This window comes from Geomonas limicola (assembly GCF_014193675.1).
GTDB lineage: Bacteria > Desulfobacterota > Desulfuromonadia > Geobacterales > Geobacteraceae > Geomonas > Geomonas limicola.
Genome location: NZ_BLXZ01000001.1, coordinates 245,209 through 262,105, shown reverse-complemented (window position 1 = coordinate 262,105; position 16,897 = coordinate 245,209). Strand labels below are relative to the sequence as shown.

At 61.2% G+C, this 16,897-nt stretch carries 17 protein-coding genes; 15 read left to right on the top strand and 2 right to left on the bottom strand.

The genetic code is table 11. The features are described from left to right. Positions 1-4: 4 nt before the first annotated feature. Positions 5-853 (bottom strand): PHP domain-containing protein, encoded by an 849-nt coding sequence (locus H7688_RS01050; RefSeq protein ID WP_183359172.1) that lies wholly within the window; start codon positions 851-853, stop codon positions 5-7. A gap of 161 nt (positions 854-1,014) precedes the next feature. On the opposite strand from H7688_RS01050, the gene H7688_RS01045 reads away from it, so the two are divergent. The 9 genes from H7688_RS01045 (at position 1,015) to H7688_RS01005 (ending at position 8,586) form a co-directional block, all read left to right on the top strand. Next, a complete protein-coding gene (locus H7688_RS01045; RefSeq protein WP_246329667.1) occupies positions 1,015-1,242 on the top strand; it encodes a hypothetical protein in 228 nt (75 codons plus the stop codon). Between the two features lie 2 nt (positions 1,243-1,244). Further along, positions 1,245-1,907 (top strand): endonuclease III domain-containing protein, encoded by a 663-nt coding sequence (locus H7688_RS01040; protein ID WP_183359717.1) that lies wholly within the window; start codon positions 1,245-1,247, stop codon positions 1,905-1,907. A gap of 130 nt (positions 1,908-2,037) precedes the next feature. Next, positions 2,038-2,895: an NAD(P)-dependent oxidoreductase gene (locus H7688_RS01035; protein WP_183359716.1), complete on the top strand. Its 858-nt coding sequence runs from the start codon at positions 2,038-2,040 to the stop codon at positions 2,893-2,895. Positions 2,896-3,171: 276 nt separating this feature from the next. Then, a complete protein-coding gene (locus H7688_RS01030) occupies positions 3,172-4,134 on the top strand; it encodes a diguanylate cyclase (RefSeq protein WP_183359171.1) in 963 nt (320 codons plus the stop codon). 72 nt (positions 4,135-4,206) lie between these two features. Next, positions 4,207-4,728, top strand: coding sequence for a response regulator (locus H7688_RS01025; protein WP_183359170.1), 522 nt, complete (start codon positions 4,207-4,209; stop codon positions 4,726-4,728). Positions 4,729-4,875: 147 nt separating this feature from the next. After that, the gene (locus tag H7688_RS01020; RefSeq protein WP_183359169.1) at positions 4,876-5,352 is read left to right on the top strand and encodes a YehS family protein; all 477 of its coding nucleotides are present in this window, start codon (positions 4,876-4,878) and stop codon (positions 5,350-5,352) included. Positions 5,353-5,434: 82 nt separating this feature from the next. Then, positions 5,435-5,731 carry a hypothetical protein gene (locus tag H7688_RS01015; protein ID WP_246329666.1) on the top strand — a complete coding sequence of 99 codons (297 nt, stop codon included), beginning with the start codon at positions 5,435-5,437 and terminating at the stop codon, positions 5,729-5,731. 269 nt (positions 5,732-6,000) lie between these two features. Continuing rightward, a complete protein-coding gene (locus H7688_RS01010) occupies positions 6,001-6,882 on the top strand; it encodes a DUF362 domain-containing protein (protein ID WP_183359167.1) in 882 nt (293 codons plus the stop codon). A gap of 6 nt (positions 6,883-6,888) precedes the next feature. Beyond that, a complete protein-coding gene (locus tag H7688_RS01005) occupies positions 6,889-8,586 on the top strand; it encodes a 4Fe-4S binding protein (RefSeq protein ID WP_183359166.1) in 1,698 nt (565 codons plus the stop codon). Here the strand turns inward: H7688_RS01005 and H7688_RS01000 are convergent. After that, the gene (locus H7688_RS01000) at positions 8,577-9,266 is read right to left on the bottom strand and encodes a hypothetical protein (RefSeq protein ID WP_183359165.1); all 690 of its coding nucleotides are present in this window, start codon (positions 9,264-9,266) and stop codon (positions 8,577-8,579) included. The genes H7688_RS01005 and H7688_RS01000 overlap by 10 nt on opposite strands. Positions 9,267-9,538: 272 nt before the next feature. Here H7688_RS01000 and H7688_RS00995 point away from each other — a divergent pair, with 272 nt between their 5' ends. The 6 genes from H7688_RS00995 to H7688_RS00970 all read left to right on the top strand — a co-directional run bounded on the left by H7688_RS00995 (position 9,539) and on the right by H7688_RS00970 (position 16,840). Beyond that, positions 9,539-10,321: a dienelactone hydrolase family protein gene (locus H7688_RS00995; RefSeq protein WP_183359164.1), complete on the top strand. Its 783-nt coding sequence runs from the start codon at positions 9,539-9,541 to the stop codon at positions 10,319-10,321. Positions 10,322-10,539: 218 nt separating this feature from the next. Beyond that, positions 10,540-10,995 carry a hypothetical protein gene (locus H7688_RS00990; protein ID WP_183359163.1) on the top strand — a complete coding sequence of 152 codons (456 nt, stop codon included), beginning with the start codon at positions 10,540-10,542 and terminating at the stop codon, positions 10,993-10,995. 2 nt (positions 10,996-10,997) lie between these two features. Further along, positions 10,998-11,297: a YciI-like protein gene (locus H7688_RS00985; protein WP_183359162.1), complete on the top strand. Its 300-nt coding sequence runs from the start codon at positions 10,998-11,000 to the stop codon at positions 11,295-11,297. A gap of 118 nt (positions 11,298-11,415) precedes the next feature. Further along, entirely contained in the window at positions 11,416-12,678 is a 1,263-nt protein-coding gene (locus H7688_RS00980) for a metallophosphoesterase family protein (protein WP_183359161.1), read from the top strand. Beyond that, positions 12,669-15,635 (top strand): AAA family ATPase, encoded by a 2,967-nt coding sequence (locus tag H7688_RS00975; RefSeq protein WP_183359160.1) that lies wholly within the window; start codon positions 12,669-12,671, stop codon positions 15,633-15,635. Before H7688_RS00980 ends, H7688_RS00975 begins: the two co-directional genes overlap by 10 nt. Before the next feature lie 311 nt (positions 15,636-15,946). Continuing rightward, positions 15,947-16,840, top strand: a complete 894-nt coding sequence (locus H7688_RS00970) for a DMT family transporter (protein WP_183359159.1) — start codon at positions 15,947-15,949, stop codon at positions 16,838-16,840. Positions 16,841-16,897: the final 57 nt, after the last annotated feature.

The following is a 16,897-nucleotide window of genomic DNA, read 5'->3' as shown; positions in this document are numbered from 1 at the left end:
TACCTCAGGCCCGGCGCCGCTTCAACTCCTCCACACAGGAGTAGGGGACGGCCATCGACCCGCGGCCGGTTCCCATCATGATCCCCTCCTCGATGCCGTGGTAGTCGGAGCCGCCGGTCCAGACCAGTCCCCGCTTCCCGGCGAAGTTCACCAGCCAGGCGCTGTCCTGGTCGTTGCAGATGTTGTTGTAGGCCTCCACCCCCTGAAGCCCCAGGGCGCACAACTGGTCCATGACCTGGAGCAGTGTGCTGCGCTCCTGGGTGATGCTGGTCGGGTGCGCCAGCACGGCGACCCCGCCCAACCTGCGGATGGTGGCGAGCGCCTCGTCGACCGGGAAATACCGCTTGGGAACGTCGCAGGGGATCAGGTAGCGCACGAAGGCGTCCTGCATGTTGGTAGCGTACCCCTTGGCGACCAGCACCTGCGCGATGTGCGGGCGCCCGAGCGCGCCGCCAGCAAGTTTTGCCGCCTCCTGGCTGTCGATGGGGGCGCGCCCTTCCACCGAGAGCTTCTCGTTGATCTTGTCGACGATCGCCTCGCTGCGCCGCTCGCGCTTGTCCCGGAACTCCTTGAGGGTCGCGAGCAGTTCCGGGTCGCGGTGGTCCAGGAGGTAGCCCAGGAGGTGGACGTCGCGGTAGGGACCGAAGGCGACGGAGAGTTCCAGGGCAGGCAGCACTTCGAGGTTACAGGCCCTGCCTGCCTCGAGCGCCTCGTCGATGCCGTCCACCGCGTCGTGGTCGGCGAGTGCTATGGCGGAAAGCCCCAGCTTGCAGGCCATGGCTACCAACTCGGAAGGGGTGCGCACACCGTCGGAAAAGGTCGAGTGCAGGTGTAAATCGATCAGACCATTCATGATGTCTCCTTTTTCCAGCCCGGCCATTATAGGGGTTTTGCCTCGATGTGCAACCTCTTAAGCGCCGGCTCACTTATCAGTTGCCTTGAGCCCGCCGCTTCTTGTATAACGGGGCTGACTGTCAGCGACACGCGCACCCACTGGGTGCAGAGGGGTATTTTGTGGTCAAGGATAAGATGGGACTTTTTCTGGGGATCAGTGCTCTGGTCACCTTCGTCATTGGCGGCCTGGCCACCTTCACGGGGCTCGCGCTCGTCGGGTTCATGAAACACAAGGACGTGCTCGGCATGGGAGACGGGCGCAGCATCGGCATCTCCCTCATCATCATGGGTCTTTTCGGTTCCATCCTCGGCGTCCTCATCATGCGCTTTTGCCGCAACCGGTTCTAGCCATGCACGGCGACCAGATTCACCAGGCGATGGCGCTTTTGGCCGAGGCGGTCAAGGTCAGGGGATGGGTCACGCCGGCGGTCACCATCGTGGCGACCCAGGACCACGACCCCTTCAAGGTGCTCGTCTCCTGCATACTCTCGCTGCGCACCCGCGACCAGGTAACAGCCGAAGCCTCGGCCCGGCTTTTCGCTCTCGCCGCCACCCCGGAGACGCTCGCCCTGGTCCCGGTAGAGCAGATCGAGGAGGCGATCTACCCGGTCGGCTTCTACCGCAACAAGGCCCAGCAGATCAAGGAGATCTCCCGGCTCCTCGTGGAGCGCTACGCGGGGCTGGTCCCCGACGACCTGGAGGAGCTGCTCACCTTCAAGGGGGTAGGGCGCAAGACCGCCAACCTGGTGATCACCCTGGGACACAACAAGCCCGGGATCTGCGTCGACATTCACGTGCACCGGATCACCAACCGCTGGGGGTACCTGAAGACCCGCACCCCGGAGCAGACCGAGTTCGCCCTGCGCGCCCAGCTCCCCCCCGAATACTGGATCGTGATCAACGATTTGCTGGTCTGTTTCGGCCAGAACCAGTGCACACCCGTATCTCCCCGCTGCAGCAGCTGTCCGTTGACGGCGCTCTGCGACCGGGTCGGCGTGGAGAAATTTCGCTGATTAACGTTGCATAGTTAGCGCAATGCGGTTATAATGCAAACCCTGTTTTAAATTCAACATGATCAGATCCGCCCCGGGCGGGTTTGGCTGTGATCTACTGATGCGGCGCATCAGCACCTTGGGGGAAGCTATGCTGAGAAAGATCGGTTTTGTAGGGCTGGGGACTGTGGGCGTACACATGGCGGCCAACCTTGCCAAGTCGGACTATCAACTTACCGTATTCGACGAAGACTCCCAAGCGGTCGGCGAACTCGCCAAGCTTGGGGTGAAGGTCGGCACCACTCCGGCGGAAACCGCCAAGGGGCAGGACCTGGTCATCGTCATCGTTCCCGAGAGCAAGTTCCTGGTCTTCGGGGAGAATGGGGTTCTGGAGGGGATCGATCCGGGGACCATCCTGGTCGACATGGGAACCCACTGCATCGAGACCATCGAGCGGATGAGCCAGGAGGCGGTGAAACGCCGGGTGATGTTCCTGGAGGCGCCGGTCTGGGGCACCAAGGAGCACGCGTCCAACGGCCTTCTCACCATCATCGCCGGGGGCGACGAGTCGCTGCTGGGGCGCTGCCGCGAGCCCTTCTCCTACTTCGGCCTGAACATCATTCACGTCGGCAAGATCGGCGCCGCCACCAGGATGAAACTGATCGTGAACCTGCTGCAGGCCGAGATGATGCAGTCGCTCTCAGAGGGACTGGTGCTGGGCGAGAAGATGGGGTTCAAGGCCGACAAAATCCTCGAGGTGCTCGACTCCGGCGGGGTCGCCTCGCCGCTGTTCCACTCCAAGGGACGCAGCATCCAGCGTGGTGACTTCAGCCGCAACCTGGCGCTCAAGTACGTGCACAGCCAGATGAACCGGGTACTGGAGACCGCGGAGAGCCTCGGCCTGGAACTTCCCGCTGCCAAGGCGGTGCGCGATGTGTACGCCCAGGCGGTAGAGGACGGCAGGGGCGAGGAGGACTTCTCCGCCATCGTGAAACTGCTGCGCAAATAGCCATTCACCGCTATTCAGTCTCAGGACAGGGCGCCCCCAGGGGCGCCTTTGTCGTTTCTGGAACTTGAGGGCCTGCTGCTTGGTCGACCGCGGGGATTCCTACCTGCCTTTGCAGTGCAGAATTCCGGCCCCGTGGACTCTTCTAGGGGGGCTGTAATATAATGAAGACGGAGCCGAGTATTTTACAATTTTTGTTTTATACTTTCGGGGACCCCGTTTACCTGTGCTCGTGCTTCGGAGCAACAGGTCGATCAGACTGATGATTCCGAGGTGGCCATGCAGAGGAAGCACCCCAGACCCAAGATTCTGATCATTGATGATACCCCCGCCAACATCGCCATCCTTAATGAAACCCTCAAAGACGAGTACGACGTTTACTTTGCGATAAGTGGGTCCGAGGGACTGCAGGTCGCCGTTACCCTGGAACCCGATCTCATTCTCCTCGATATCATGATGCCGGAGATGGACGGTTTCGAGGTCTGCCGGGAGCTCAAGGCGACCGAGCTGACCGCGCGCATACCGGTCATCTTCGTCACCGCCGCGGTAAGCCACGAGGAAGAAGTCCGGGGGCTGCAGTGCGGCGCCGCGGACTACATAGCGAAGCCGATCAGCCCGCCGGTGGTGGCCCTTCGGGTGCGCAACCATCTGGAACTTACCCGGCGCAGCCGGATGCTCGAGACCCTGAGCGAGGAGTTGGCGGGCAAGAACCGGCAGTTGCAGATGCTTGCCCGCATGGACGGCCTTACCGGACTCGCCAACCGGCGCTTCCTGGACGAGACCCTGGACTCGGAGGTACGCCGGGCCCAGCGCTGCGGTACCCCCTTGTCACTCATCATGTGTGACATCGACTTCTTCAAGCGCTTCAACGACCGCTACGGCCACCAGGCCGGGGACGATGCCCTGCGTCGCATCGGTGCCTTGCTGCAGCGGGTCTTCCAGAGAGGGAGCGACTTCCCCTGCCGTTACGGTGGCGAGGAGTTCGCGGTAATCCTGCCGGAGACCGGATCCGAACAGGCCACGCATCTGGCAGAGCACCTGCGTCGCTCCATGGTTGAGGAGGGGCTCCCCCATGCCTATTCCGACGTTGCCGCGTGTGTCACCTTGAGCGTCGGCGTGGTGAGCGCCAACGCCTCCGAAGAGCGTAAGGCCCACTGGTTTCTCGCCCAGGCCGATGCCGCCCTGTACCGGTCCAAGGACGAGGGGCGGAACCTGACCACCGCGGTGGTGTTCGACCCCTGAGATGCACCGGCAGGCGCCCGGAACGCGCCCCCTTAGGACAGCTTTGGCCGTATCCGATGGAGTATTTCAGCCATGAATCTGGAAACGCCGCTCACTCCCGATTTCGAACTCCCTGTCGACCGCGAACGGACCCGTGAACTGCGCGAGGCTCGGGATGCGCGCGCCGCGAGGAGAAACCCGCTCATGGGCGCGCGCGTGTTACTGGTTGAGGATCACCCGATCAACCAAGAGATCGCCCGCGAAATCCTGACCACCAGCGGGGCGCAGGTCAGCATCGCGGGAAACGGGGAGGAGGCGGTGCAGGCGGTGCTTGAGGCGAGCCAGCCTTTCGACCTGGTACTCATGGATATCCAGATGCCGGTGATGGATGGCTATCAGGCCACCCGGTTGATCCGGGAAGAGCCCCAGGGACAGACCATCCCCATCATCGCCATGACCGCGAACGGCATCGGTGATGAACGGGAGCGCTGCCTCGCTGCCGGTATGAGCGATCACCTGGCGAAGCCGATCGACCTGGACGAACTGTTCGAGGTGATCAAACGGTGGCTGGTACCACGTGTCCCCCGGGAAACACTCGGCTTTCCCATCGGGTAGCGGCTTTCGGAGAGCACAGGGGGGCTGAGCCTGCCCAAGTCCGGCAGGTTCTGGGACGTGTCGCTTCAAAACCGTTGCCGCTTTGGGCGCTCCATGCTATGAATGGCGGCAGGAAAGACGGTCCCATTCTCAGAACCCGGAGTCTTGATGACTAACAACGATGTACTGCGCAGGGTGCGCTACGCCCTCGACCTCAGTAATCCCACCACACTGCAGATCTTCCGCCTGGCCGACCAGGATGTATCACAGACGGAACTCCTTGCCTTTCTCAAAAAAGAAGAGGACGAAGGGTACCTTCCCTTGGGTGATGCTCTTCTGGAGGCCTTTCTCGACGGCCTTATCGCCCTGCGCCGCGGTAAACGCGAGGATGCCGCACCGGTCCCCCGCACCGGGAAGATCGGCAACAACGACGTCTTGAAGAAACTGCGCGTGGCACTGGAACTCAAGGAAGGGGACCTCCTCGAGATCTGCAAGCTGGCCGGATTCCCCACCTCGAAGTCAGAATTGGGGGCCCTGTTCCGCACCAAGGGGCATGCCAACTATAAGGAGTGCGGCGACCAGTTGCTCAGGAACTTTCTCAAGGGGCTCACCCTGAAGTACCGCGACAATGCCGCACAGAATTGAGTCGGACGGGAGGGGGGCGAACCGGCGTTCTCCCCATGAGGAAACTGTGGATACCAACCGCTCTGAAACTCCCGATCCAGCAGTGATCGCCCGTGGTCTGCGCCGGATCCGCCTCAGGCGCTGGGCCCTTTGGACGGTACTCATCATCTACCTTCCCACCATGTGGTCCGCCCAGCAGATCACCCGATCTTTTCAGGGGGCACTGCCGGTCTTTTTCGCCTGGGTGCTCCTGCTGATCGTGGCGACTGCCTGGTCCGCCACGGTTCGCTGCCCGCGCTGCGGCAACTACTACCACGTAAACGGCCTCATGCTTTTGTACCTGCGCCGCTGCCTGCACTGCCAGCTTCCTCTTGCCGCTGACCATAAGAAATCTGATTAATGCCCATCTTTCGCTCGTAAATTTCCCTCCCTTTCAGGGGAGGGACCCACTGGCGGACGACCAGTACTCACCAGGATGAGAAATAAGGTTCAAACCGTGCACTCGCCGATTTCTCTAGACAACTCTCGTTTGCCGACTAAAATATCCTGCTGGTGAACCCGCGTAAGTTTCTGCCCAAGCCTTCGCCGTAGTTCCAATTTCTTCAGCAGGTTTCGTCTGAGTTTTTTCGTTGGAGCAGTTCCCGTCTTACCAGAGCCAGGGGGTGAACGATGAGAAGACGAGCGTTTTTGAAGCTGATGGGGCTTGCTGCCCTGTTCCACCAGTGGCTGCTGCGCAACGTGGCTGCCGCCGAGGGGCCGGTGGTTGTCGTGGCTAGTGGCAAGGACCACGCCCAGATCACCCGCAACGCCATTGCCGCCTTGGGGGGGATGCAGCGCTTCGTGAAGAGCGGCGACGTGGTCGTGGTGAAACCGAATATGGGATGGGACCGCAGTCCCGAGCAGGCGGCCAACACGAATCCGGTGGTGGTGCGCACCGTGGTTGAGGAGGCGCTGAAGGCCGGCGCCCGTAAGGTTAAGGTCTTCGACAGGACCTGCAACGATGACCGGCGCTGCTACGTCAACTCCGGGATGGTTGCGGCCCTCAAGGGGATGAAGAACGTCGAGCTCAAGTACATCGAGAATGAACGTTTCAAGAAGGTCGACCTGAAGGGGAAGGTGCTGGACGAGTGGGAACTCTACGACGAGGCCCTGAACGCCGACGTGTTCATCAACGTTCCGGTCGCCAAGCACCACCAGCTTACCAAGGTGACCCTGGGGCTTAAAAACGTCATGGGGGTGATGGGGGGCAAGCGCGGCGCCATCCACAAGAAGATCGACGAGGCCTTGACCGACGTGAACAGGGTGCTCAAGAGCCACCTGGTACTGGTGGACGCGACGCGGGTGCTGGTGGCCCACGGCCCGCAGGGCGGCAGCCTCGAGGACGTGAAGTACCTGCACAAGGTGATCGCCTCCACCGACATCGTCGCGGCGGACGCCTACGCCACCACGCTCTTCGGGCATCGTCCCGACGAGATCGCCGTCACGGTTGCCGCCCACCGGCGCGGACTGGGCGAGATGGACCTCAAGAAAATCCGCATCGTAAAGGCCTGATTGCGCATGAAACGACCGAGCACCGCGCGTCTTTCCCAGTGGCTCTTTCTGCTGATCTTCGTGGTCCTGTTCGTAAAGACCGAGTATCGCGGATCCGATACCATCTCCGCCGCCATCAACAGCTTTTTCCGCGCCGATCCGTTGGTGCTGGCAAGCTACCTGGCGGCGAACCGCAGTTTCACCTGGCTGCTTTTTCCGGCGCTCCTCATGCTGGGGTTCACCCTGCTTTTGGGGCGCTTTTTCTGCGGCTGGATCTGTCCGCTCGGTACCGTGCTCGACCTGGTAACCGGGCGGATCCGCAAGACCGTCCCCCTTAGCTTCCTCAAGGGGAACCTCAAGTACTATCTTCTTTTACCGCTGCTCTCCGCGGCACTTTTTCAGGTGAACCTGGCCGGGATCCTGGATCCGCTCGCCATCCTGGTACGGGCGCTCACCTTCTTTTTGTACCCGCTCTTCGGCAACACGCTGCGCGGTGGCTGGGTCGGTCTCTACCGCCTGATCGGCGAGCACCGGGACCTCCTCGAGCCCGGGTTCAACGTGGTGCGCAGCAACCTGCTGCCGTTTCGGGAAACCTTCTACCCGCTTGCCTTTCTCTCCGCACTGCTCTTTTTCGGTATCCTCTTTCTCGAACGCTACGAGACCCGCAACTGGTGCCGCAACCTTTGTCCGCTGGGGACGGTCCTGGGGATCTTCAGCCGGTTTTCTCCCTTCAAACGTCTGCCGGGCCGCCTTTGCGGCGACTGCTCGAACTGCCGCTCCGTCTGTCCCACCTCGTTTGAAAGGGATGAACTGCTCCAGGAGGAGTGTGTCCTTTGCCTTGAGTGCCTGAAAGGGTGCGAGAAGGGGAGGGCCCGCTTCGCCTGGAAACCATCCGCCACGCTCAGTGCCGGTTTCGTCCCCCAGAGGCGCGTGCTACTGGGCGGCATGGTTTCCGGTTTTCTGCTCTCCGGGCTCTTCAGGTTCCGGCGGCCCGAGGCCGAGGCGAGGCTCCTGCGCCCGCCCGGAGTCAGATCCGAGGACGAATTTCTGAAAAAGTGCGTGCGCTGCGGCGAGTGTCTGAAGGTCTGCCTGACCGGGGCACTCTACCCGGCCATCGACCAAGCCGGCATCGAAGGGGTTTATACGCCGGTGGTCACGCCGCGGCTGGGATACTGCGAGTTCAACTGCACCCTGTGCGGCCAGGTATGCCCCACCGCCGCCATTCCCAGCCTCCCCGTTGCCGAGAAGCGCCGGGCAGTGATCGGCAAGGCGGTCCTCGACAAGAACCACTGTCTCCCTTTCGCACGCCGCAGCAACTGCATCGTCTGCGAAGAACACTGCCCGATCCCGCAAAAAGCGATCCGCTCCGAGATCGTGGAGGCTCTCGATCTTGAGGGGAAGCCGGTCCGCCTGCAACAGCCCTACGTGGTGGAGGAACTCTGTAATGGCTGCGGCATCTGCGAGAACGTCTGTCCGTTGGAAGGTAAATCAGGTATCGAGGTTTTCGCGGTGAAGGATCGTACCCCGTTGAAACCGTTTGCCGTTGCCACACCTGAGGCGAGGCGGTCAGACAGCGAGGCGGGGGCTTTTGAAGAAACTGAGGGTAGGCGGGAGTCCAAGGTTCGTGGGGGAGAGAAAAAACACCCTAAAGAGGGAGGCGCGCTCAAGGCCGGCGGTGCTGCCCAGGATACCGCCGACCCCTACGGCAGTGACGCCTATCGTTGAGGAACAAGCGGCATAGGGAGTGGTGAAGCAGGCAGCGCTTGCCGCCTGGCCAGGGTTGCTTGCGTCTCTTCGAGAACCCCGAGCCCCCGCTCCAGAGCTTCCTGCAGGCTGGTACTGTCCACTTGAGCCTTTTCGAAGATCGGGTCGAGCTCATCGACCATGGCGAGGGTCAGGTTATTGTCCAGAACATCGCGCAACTGTACCACGTCGAATTGAAACGCCCGGTAGGCACGTTTTATCTCCCCCCCCGCTTCGGAAACCCGGTCGAAATCATCCCCCAAATCAATCACCCGCTGCTCGTCGTTTCTGCCGGTCCGTGGCAGGGCGCACGCCTCGAGCGATCTCCCCGACTCGACCAGGTAAAAGGTACCCCGATAGAACATCCCGTCCGCGTGGTGCAGCAGGTGATCCCCGGCCTGGATCATGAGCTCGGCGTTCGCCAGGTAGAAGCGGAAGGCCTGGCGCAAGTCCGGTGGGGCGGCCAGGGTGATTCCCAGGAGTGCCTCCTCGGTAGCCTGAGTTTGATGGAGGGCCCAGAGGTAGTCGTCGGAGATTCCTTGCAGTGTGGCACTGCCGTAAGGGGAGGAGGTATTGCGTGAGGCACCGGTTCCGGCACACCCGGCAACGAGTGCGGTAAGAAGGAACACCAAAATTGCCCGGCCTTTCGTGGATGATTTCATTGGGTAACTCCTTTGCTGTCACTGCAGGGACGGTAGTGACAGGTTCTCCCCGCCGACGACTACCTGGCACGCGTCTTCGCCTGCCGGGCTGGGAAAGGAATGGAACAGCGACCGTGCAGAATTACGAGGATTAAGAATATATAACAATCTGGCAGAGTCAATGAAACCGATTCAGCTCAATCGGGTACCCTCTGCTGCATCTCCCTGTTTCTTTGGTAAAATTCAGCCTACGTGCTGTTTGAACAAAAGCCTTACCACCCGGAGGTTAAGCCATGAAACAGTGTCTGTTTGCTTTGATGATGCTCCTGATTGCCCAGTCGGCACAGGGCCGCCTGATAACGAAGACTGTCGAATACAAGGAGGGGACGACCACGCTCGAAGGATACCTGGCCTATGACGATGCCGTGAAAGGAAAACGCCCGGGAGTCCTGGTCATCCACGAGTGGACCGGCGTCAACGCCTATGTGAAAAAACGGGTCGATCAACTGGCCGGTCTTGGGTACGTCGCGTTTGCTGCCGATATCTACGGCAAGGGGGTGCGCCCCTCTACGCCTGAGCTTGCCGCTAAAGAGGCGGCGAAATATCGTGGCAAGGATCGCAGCCTGATCCGGGCCCGTGCTGCCGCTGGCCTCGCCACCCTGGCTGCGGCCCCCAACGTCGATACCAATCGGCTGGCAGTCATGGGCTACTGCTTTGGTGGCACCGCAGCGCTCGAACTGGCGCGCAGCGGAGCAAACCTCAAGGGGACGGTGAGTTTCCACGGCGGGCTTGATACCCCTAATCCTGCGGACGCCAGAAGCATCAAGGGGAAAGTCCTGGCACTGCATGGTGCCGACGATCCCTTTGTGCCGGCGCCCCAGGTTGCCGCCTTCCAGGACGAGATGCGGCAGGCGAAGGTGGACTGGGAGATGGTCCTCTATGGTGGAGCAGTGCACAGCTTCACCAACCCCGACTCCGGAAACGACAACTCCAAAGGGGCAGCCTATAATGCAGAAGCGGACCGCAGATCCTGGGCCGAGATGAAGCTGTTCTTCAACGAGATCTTTGGCAAGTAGACCTCTACGTACCTCATTCCCACGGGGGGAGCTGCCTGGCAGTTCCCCCTTTCTTTTTGGTTCCTTTGGGGATTTTTGGATCGGAGCCTCGCGATACTCATGGTCATCAACCTTCTGCAATTGACCCCGGGATAAATTGTGTGATAAACGTCCCTTAACGTCACATTCCGACAGTCCTATAGTATCAACAGAGCATGGTTCCAGTTCGAGGTGTGGTAGTGGGAGTTCGTGGATTCTTCCAGAGGCTTTTTCAGGATCGTGTCACCGAAAAGGAGCCAGCCGTTCCGCTCCCCTTCAGCCACTCGGAGTTCGATCTGCAGCTGGCTTGGAACGTCTCGACGACCGGTACCGGGACGCTACTGTCAGGAGAGGTCAAGAATCTACGTTGGGCTCACCTGGAAGGGGCGGAACTCTGGATCACGGCACTTGACGCAACCGGTGAAAACGTGGCGCGGGAGGTCTGCTACCTGTTGCCAAACCTGCTCAGGCAGGGCGATACCGCCCAGTTCGCCATCAGGCTGCCGCTGGCGCTGCCGCCCGGCACCAGGCTCCAGTTCACCTATCGCTATCGCGGTTCCGACGGGGGGGATGGCGGCACGACCTGGTCCCAGAGTTTCGAGTTCACGGTACCGGCAGCCGAGGAGTTACGGCAACAACCAGAAGCGAGGAGATGATCATGCACTACCTTTTGTTTTACGAGGTTTCTGAAGATTACCTTTCCCGGCGCGGCGAGTTCCGGGAAGAGCACCTGCAACTTGCCTGGCAGTCACATGAGAAGGGAGAACTGGTGCTGGGTGGCGCTTTGGCCGACCCGGTGGACGGTGCGCTGCTGCTGTTCAAGGGAGATTCTCCCGACGTGGCCGAGCGCTTTGCCCAGGCAGATCCTTACGTCAGGAATGGTCTGGTGCTGAGTTGGCGGGTGCGTCCCTGGACCACGGTGGTCGGTGCCGACGCCGCTACACCGGTTCGACTCTAGCTGAAGCCCGTTCACTCCCGCTGTAGTGCAGATGAATGTCGTTGGTGGCTTGTCCCCCTCCTTGACTTGACGTTGCCCGACGCGTTATACCAGTACATCACCTTCCGGGAGCATCTCTTTGCCGATCAGATTCATCCACACCTCCGACATCCACCTGGGTAAAACCTACCGCTCCGGCGGTGCGGCTGGCGAGCGTTACGGCGACTTTTTCGCCACCTTCGCTGCCATCGTTGCCGACGCGATCCGGGAAAAGGTGGACTTCCTGCTGATCGGAGGCGACCTTTTCCACACCGGTCAGATCCTCCCCAAGACCTTTGCGAAGACCATCGAAATCCTGCAGCCTTTGAAGGATGCCGGCATTCCCTGCGTGGCGGTCGAAGGGAACCACGACTGGATCCACCGGCGCGACTCGGTCTCCTGGATGGAGGCGCTTTCCCAGTTGGGGTACCTCTCCTTGTTGCGCCCCTCGCGCACACCCGACAGCGGCTATTGCTTCGACCCCTTCGATCCTGAAGAGGGGAGCGGGGGCTACCTGGAGATTGCCGGGGTTAACGTCTATGGGCTGGGCTACATCGGCTCCCAGGCGGGAACCCACATCGAGCGGATCTGCCAGGCGGTCACCACGCGGCGCAACATCCTGCTTTTCCATGTCGGGGTCTGGAGCTACTCACCGGTCGAGATCGGCAATATAAAGCCCGAAGAAGCCCTGCCGCTTGCCGACTGCTTCGACTACGTGGCGCTGGGACACGGTCACAAGCCGTACATCGTGGAGACCCCCGAGGGGCGCCCCTACGCTTTCAACCCCGGTTCGCCGGAGTGCGTCAACTTCGGGGAAGAGCGCTACGACAAGGGGTACTACCTCGTTACCATGGACGATGATGGGATACGTCACCTGTTCAAGGCGAGCTCGCCACGTCCGATGCTGGTGCTCACCGTCGACCTCGATGGCGCCCTGACTGCAGGCGAGGCGCTGGAGCGTTTCGGCGCGCGGATGCGCGAGCGACTCGCAACGCTGGCCGACGATCGTGCACCGCTCATAGAGGTGCGCCTGATCGGCAAGGTGGCCTTCCATCCCTTCGAACTGAGCCGTGACCGACTGCGCTGCGCCCTGGAGGAGATCCGCCAGCCGCTGCACCTGGAAATAAAGAACCACCTGTCGCAGATCGCGTCTTCGGGTGGCGAGGAGAAGGTCAAGAAGAGCCTTGCCGAGATCGAGCGCGATGTGCTGGGCGAGCTGATCCGGGCGAACAGCAGCTACCGCGACCGGGAGAGTGAGCTCATCGAGCTGTCGCTGGCGTTGCGCGACCTGGTGCTGAAAGGGGACGCAGAAGGGGAGGAGCTCCTTGGACTGCTCTCTCGCAGAGGTGGCTCGTGCGACTGATCTCCATTCAGCTCAGGAACATCAAGTCTCATCGGGAAACCGATCTCGCCTTCGCTCCGGGGATCAATGTCCTGAGCGGCGCCAACGGCTCGGGAAAGAGCACCATCTTCGAGGCGATCGGTTATGCCCTCTTCGGTGTGAGCGCCCAGGATTTCGTGACCAAGGCCGAACGCTTCCTCTCCATCGGCGCCAAGAAAGGCGAGATAGGTGTGGTGTTCGAAGGGGCTGATGGCGAGACCTACCGGGTGACCCGGACCGTGGGAACTGCCGGCAAGTGGCTCCTTGCCAAGCAACTGGGGGACGGCTTCGAGGTCGAGGACCACGCGAACCTGCAGGAGACCGAGGCGCGCATCGCGAAGCTTTTGGGCCTCTCCGGGAACCGCTCGCTCGCCGACCAGTTCAAGCTGGTCATCGGCCCGTTCCAGAACGACTTCCTGGGACCTTTCGTGATCCGCCAGCCCACCAAAAGGCAGGATGCCTTCGACGAGATTCTTGGCATCGACGCCTGGCGCAAGACCTTCGACGGCACCAAGAGCCTGAACAGCGCCATCGCTGCCAAGATCGAGACCCTGCAGGCCGAGGTTGCCGGCAAGCAGGACCAGGTCGCCGTACTCCCCGCCAAGGAAGTCGAACTGCGCACCCTTTCGGTTTCCTTGGCCGCCAAGCGTGGGGAGCTCGAACGGGAACGTGCCGCACATGATGCCATAGCCGCGCAGGTGGCTAATTGGGATGCGCACAAGGCGAAGTTGGATGAGACGCAAAGCGGTCTCCAGGCAATCCAGGAGCGGGTCCGTTCCGGGAACGATCACGTGGCGAACCAGCAGCTCCTGGTGCAGCAGGCGGTCGAAGCCAGCTCGGTGGTGGAGGCGGCACGTGCCGGCAAAGAGGCGTACGTCGCAACCGAGCAGCGGCTTAAAGGGTTGCGGGAGGCGGAGTCGCAGAAAAATCGCCTGGAAAAGGAGCTGGCTGCGCTGGAGAAGGAACAGTCCGGTCTAGCGGCTGCCTTGGGGATCGAACAGCGCGAGATAGATGCGCTGGCAGGCACCATCACGGCGGAAGAACAAAAGCTGGCCCTGGAGGAGCAGGAGCATGGAAGCCTCCAGAGCGGGCTTAAGGAAGAGGAGAGTGCCGCACGTGCCGCTTTGGAGGCGGCTTCCCGGAAGGAGTCACGCTTCCGGGAGCTTCCGGCCCAGCGCATCGAGAACACCCTGCCGTACCTTGAGGTAGCCCTGGACCGGATCCAGTCCCTCGACACGCAACTCGAGCAGAAGCAGAAACGGGTAAATGCCGGAGCCGAGCTGAAGGATCTTGCCGCAGCACTTGCCACCCGCAGGGAGGATCTGGAGCGGGTGCAACACGAAAAGTCGTTGCTCGCCGGTCGGCACCAGGCCCTGGTGGAAGGTTGCCAGCAGATAGGGGAGGGGGACTGCCCGTTTTTCCAGGAACCCTGCCAGAACCTGCACGAGTTGGGAGGCACCGCGCTCTTCGCGTCGCGCATTGCCGAGACCGAAGCCGAGCTGGCTCGTCTGGATGCTAAGGCGTGCGAGGTTGCAGCGCTGGTGCAGAAGGCCCAGGAAGCCGCACTCGAGCTGGCGGGGATCGATCAGGTAGCACGGGAACTGGAGCAGGGTGTTCGGGAGCGTGCGGCCCTGGAAAAGGAGTTTCAGGCCCGCCTCGCCGAGATAGAACCTGCGGATCTCCTGAAAACCTTGCGTACCTTCCTGGCTTCTCTCGAAGTTCCCGAGCCTCCGGTTGCGCCTCTTCAGCTGGCACTTAAAGATGCCCCTTCCGAGCGCTGTCAGCAGCTTGCCGACTGGAGCGGTGCCTGGGGCGAGACCCTCCGCAAGGTCGAAGCGGCGGTCGTCGCGGCCGTGAAAACGGCCGAGGAACCCGTGCAGTCCTGCCTCCTGAAACTCCGGGAACTCGGGGTGCGCGGCGAGACACTGGAGCGCAGGAAGCGCGATCTGCAAGGCAACCGTGAGAAACTTGCACAGCGGCAGCAGGCAGTTGCCGCCCAGCAGCAGAGGCTGTCCGAGCTACAGGTGAGTACCGACCACAAGCGCTCCTCGCTGGAAGCCTTTATTGGACTGGACCGGCAGATCGAGGAGGCCGGAGCCGAACTGACCCGCTACCAGGCCGATCGTGACCGTTTCATCGCCCATGAGCAGGCGGCCCTGGAGTTGGGGAAACGTCAGGAGACCTTGGGCAAGTACCAGGAGCGCCTGGCAGCGTTGGAAAAAGATCTGGCGGCGAAGAGCGCCGAGGTGCGCGAACTCCAGGATAGCTATCAGGCGGAGGCCCACCAGTTGGCGAAGGGCGAGCGTGAGCGCCTGACCGCGGCTGTGGCCAGGCTGCAGGCAGAGATCGCAGCTGCGCAGGGCGAGACGAAGAGGCTTGAGGTAGAGATCACGGTGCTCACCCGGATCGCGGCAGAGATAGAAGAGAAACTGGCCGCTGTCGAGGATCTGCGGGAGCAGGGCAACCTGGTCAAGTTCCTGCGCACCCAACTCTTCAAGAATGTTTCCAGCCAGCTGTCCGAGCGGTTTCGCGAGGAGATCAGTTTCCGTGCGGATCGGATCTATCGCAGCATAGCCGAGTCCGACGAGGAGCTCTTCTGGGGTGAGAACTACCAGATCATCCTGAAGGACATGGTGGATGGCGCTTTGCGCGAGCGCAGCGACGACCAGCTTTCCGGCGGCCAGATGATGAGCGCGGTGGTTGCCTTAAGGTTGGCACTCTTGCAGACCATCGGCGCCCGCATCGCCTTCTTTGACGAACCGACCTCCAACCTCGACGCCGAGCGCAGGGAAAACCTGGCGCGCGCCTTCCGTGCCATCGACGTGGGAAAAGAAGAGGTCACCGAGCACTGGTATGATCAGCTTTTCCTGGTGAGCCACGATGTGAGCTTTACCGAGATCACCGACCAGATGATCCACCTGGAACCACCAAAAAATTGAAGCGGGGAACCCGTTGCGCCTGAGGGAGGAGACAACTTCAAACCTCGCATCGCGAAACTTCATTTAGGAAGGTCGAAACTTCACTTCGCGCCACGAAACTTCGTTTCGGAGACTCGAAACTTCACTTCGCGCCGCGAAACTTCATTTCGAAGACTCGAAACTTCACTTCGCCTCACGAAACTTCATTTCGCCACTGAAAAATGAGTTTTGTGTTTCGAAGCCTCACTCTACACCATCAGCAATCATCGTCACCCTTGGGTGGATAAATATAACCACCGAGCTAATTTCATGAGGAAGGACAAACCTTTGTTATGACCGACCAAAACCGCGGTGCCTGGTTCATCGTCGCATCAGCCGCCGGGTTTGCCACGCTTGGCATCCTGATCAAATTCGCCTTCCAAGGCGGCGCGAACATCACCACCATTTTGGCTGGCCGGTTCCTGCTGGCCGGCGCTTTCCTGTTCTGCATCCTGCGTTTGAACCGGACCCGACTCACCGTTAGCCGAAAGACTGCGGTGCAGCTCATCCTGATGGGAGCGGTAGGGTACGGGGGGATGTCAGGGCTGTACGCCAACAGCATCCACTTCCTTCCCGCTTCGCTCACCGGAATGCTGCTCTACACCTATCCGGCGCTGGTTACCGTCCTCGCCGTTTTGACCCGTGTGGAGCAGTTCAACCTGACCAAGGGGGCGGCACTGCTTTTGTGTACCGGAGGACTGGTGCTCTTACTGGGGGCGTCGTTCGATGGGGTGCAATTGGAGGGGGTGCTGTCAGCCTTGGGGGCGGCCGTCATCTACAGCTGCTACATCCTGATCGGCAACCGGATACTCAAGGATATCGATCCGCTGGTCACCTCGCTCTACGTCTGTACTGCTGCTGGGCTGGCCTTTTTGTGCTACGGCGCTGCGACCGGGGATCTTATCTACCGGGTAAGCCCGAACGGTTGGCTCGCCATTGTTGGCATCGCGGTGTTTCCCACCATCTTCGGTGTCATCGGCTTTTTCGCCGGCCTGCGCCTCATCGGTGCCACCAACGCCTCCATTATCAGCACCCTCGAACCGCTCATCACCGTGCTGCTCTCCGCCGTCCTTTTGGGGGAACGCATCAGCACCCTGCAAGGGCTGGGGGGCGCCACGCTGCTTGCCGGTGCGGTGGTCCTGCAACTGTGGGGCAATGGGCGCAGGGTTACCGTCAACGAAGCATAGCTTTCTGGGGCCTGCTGATCAGACTTATCGGTATCATCGCAAAACAAAAAAAGGGGA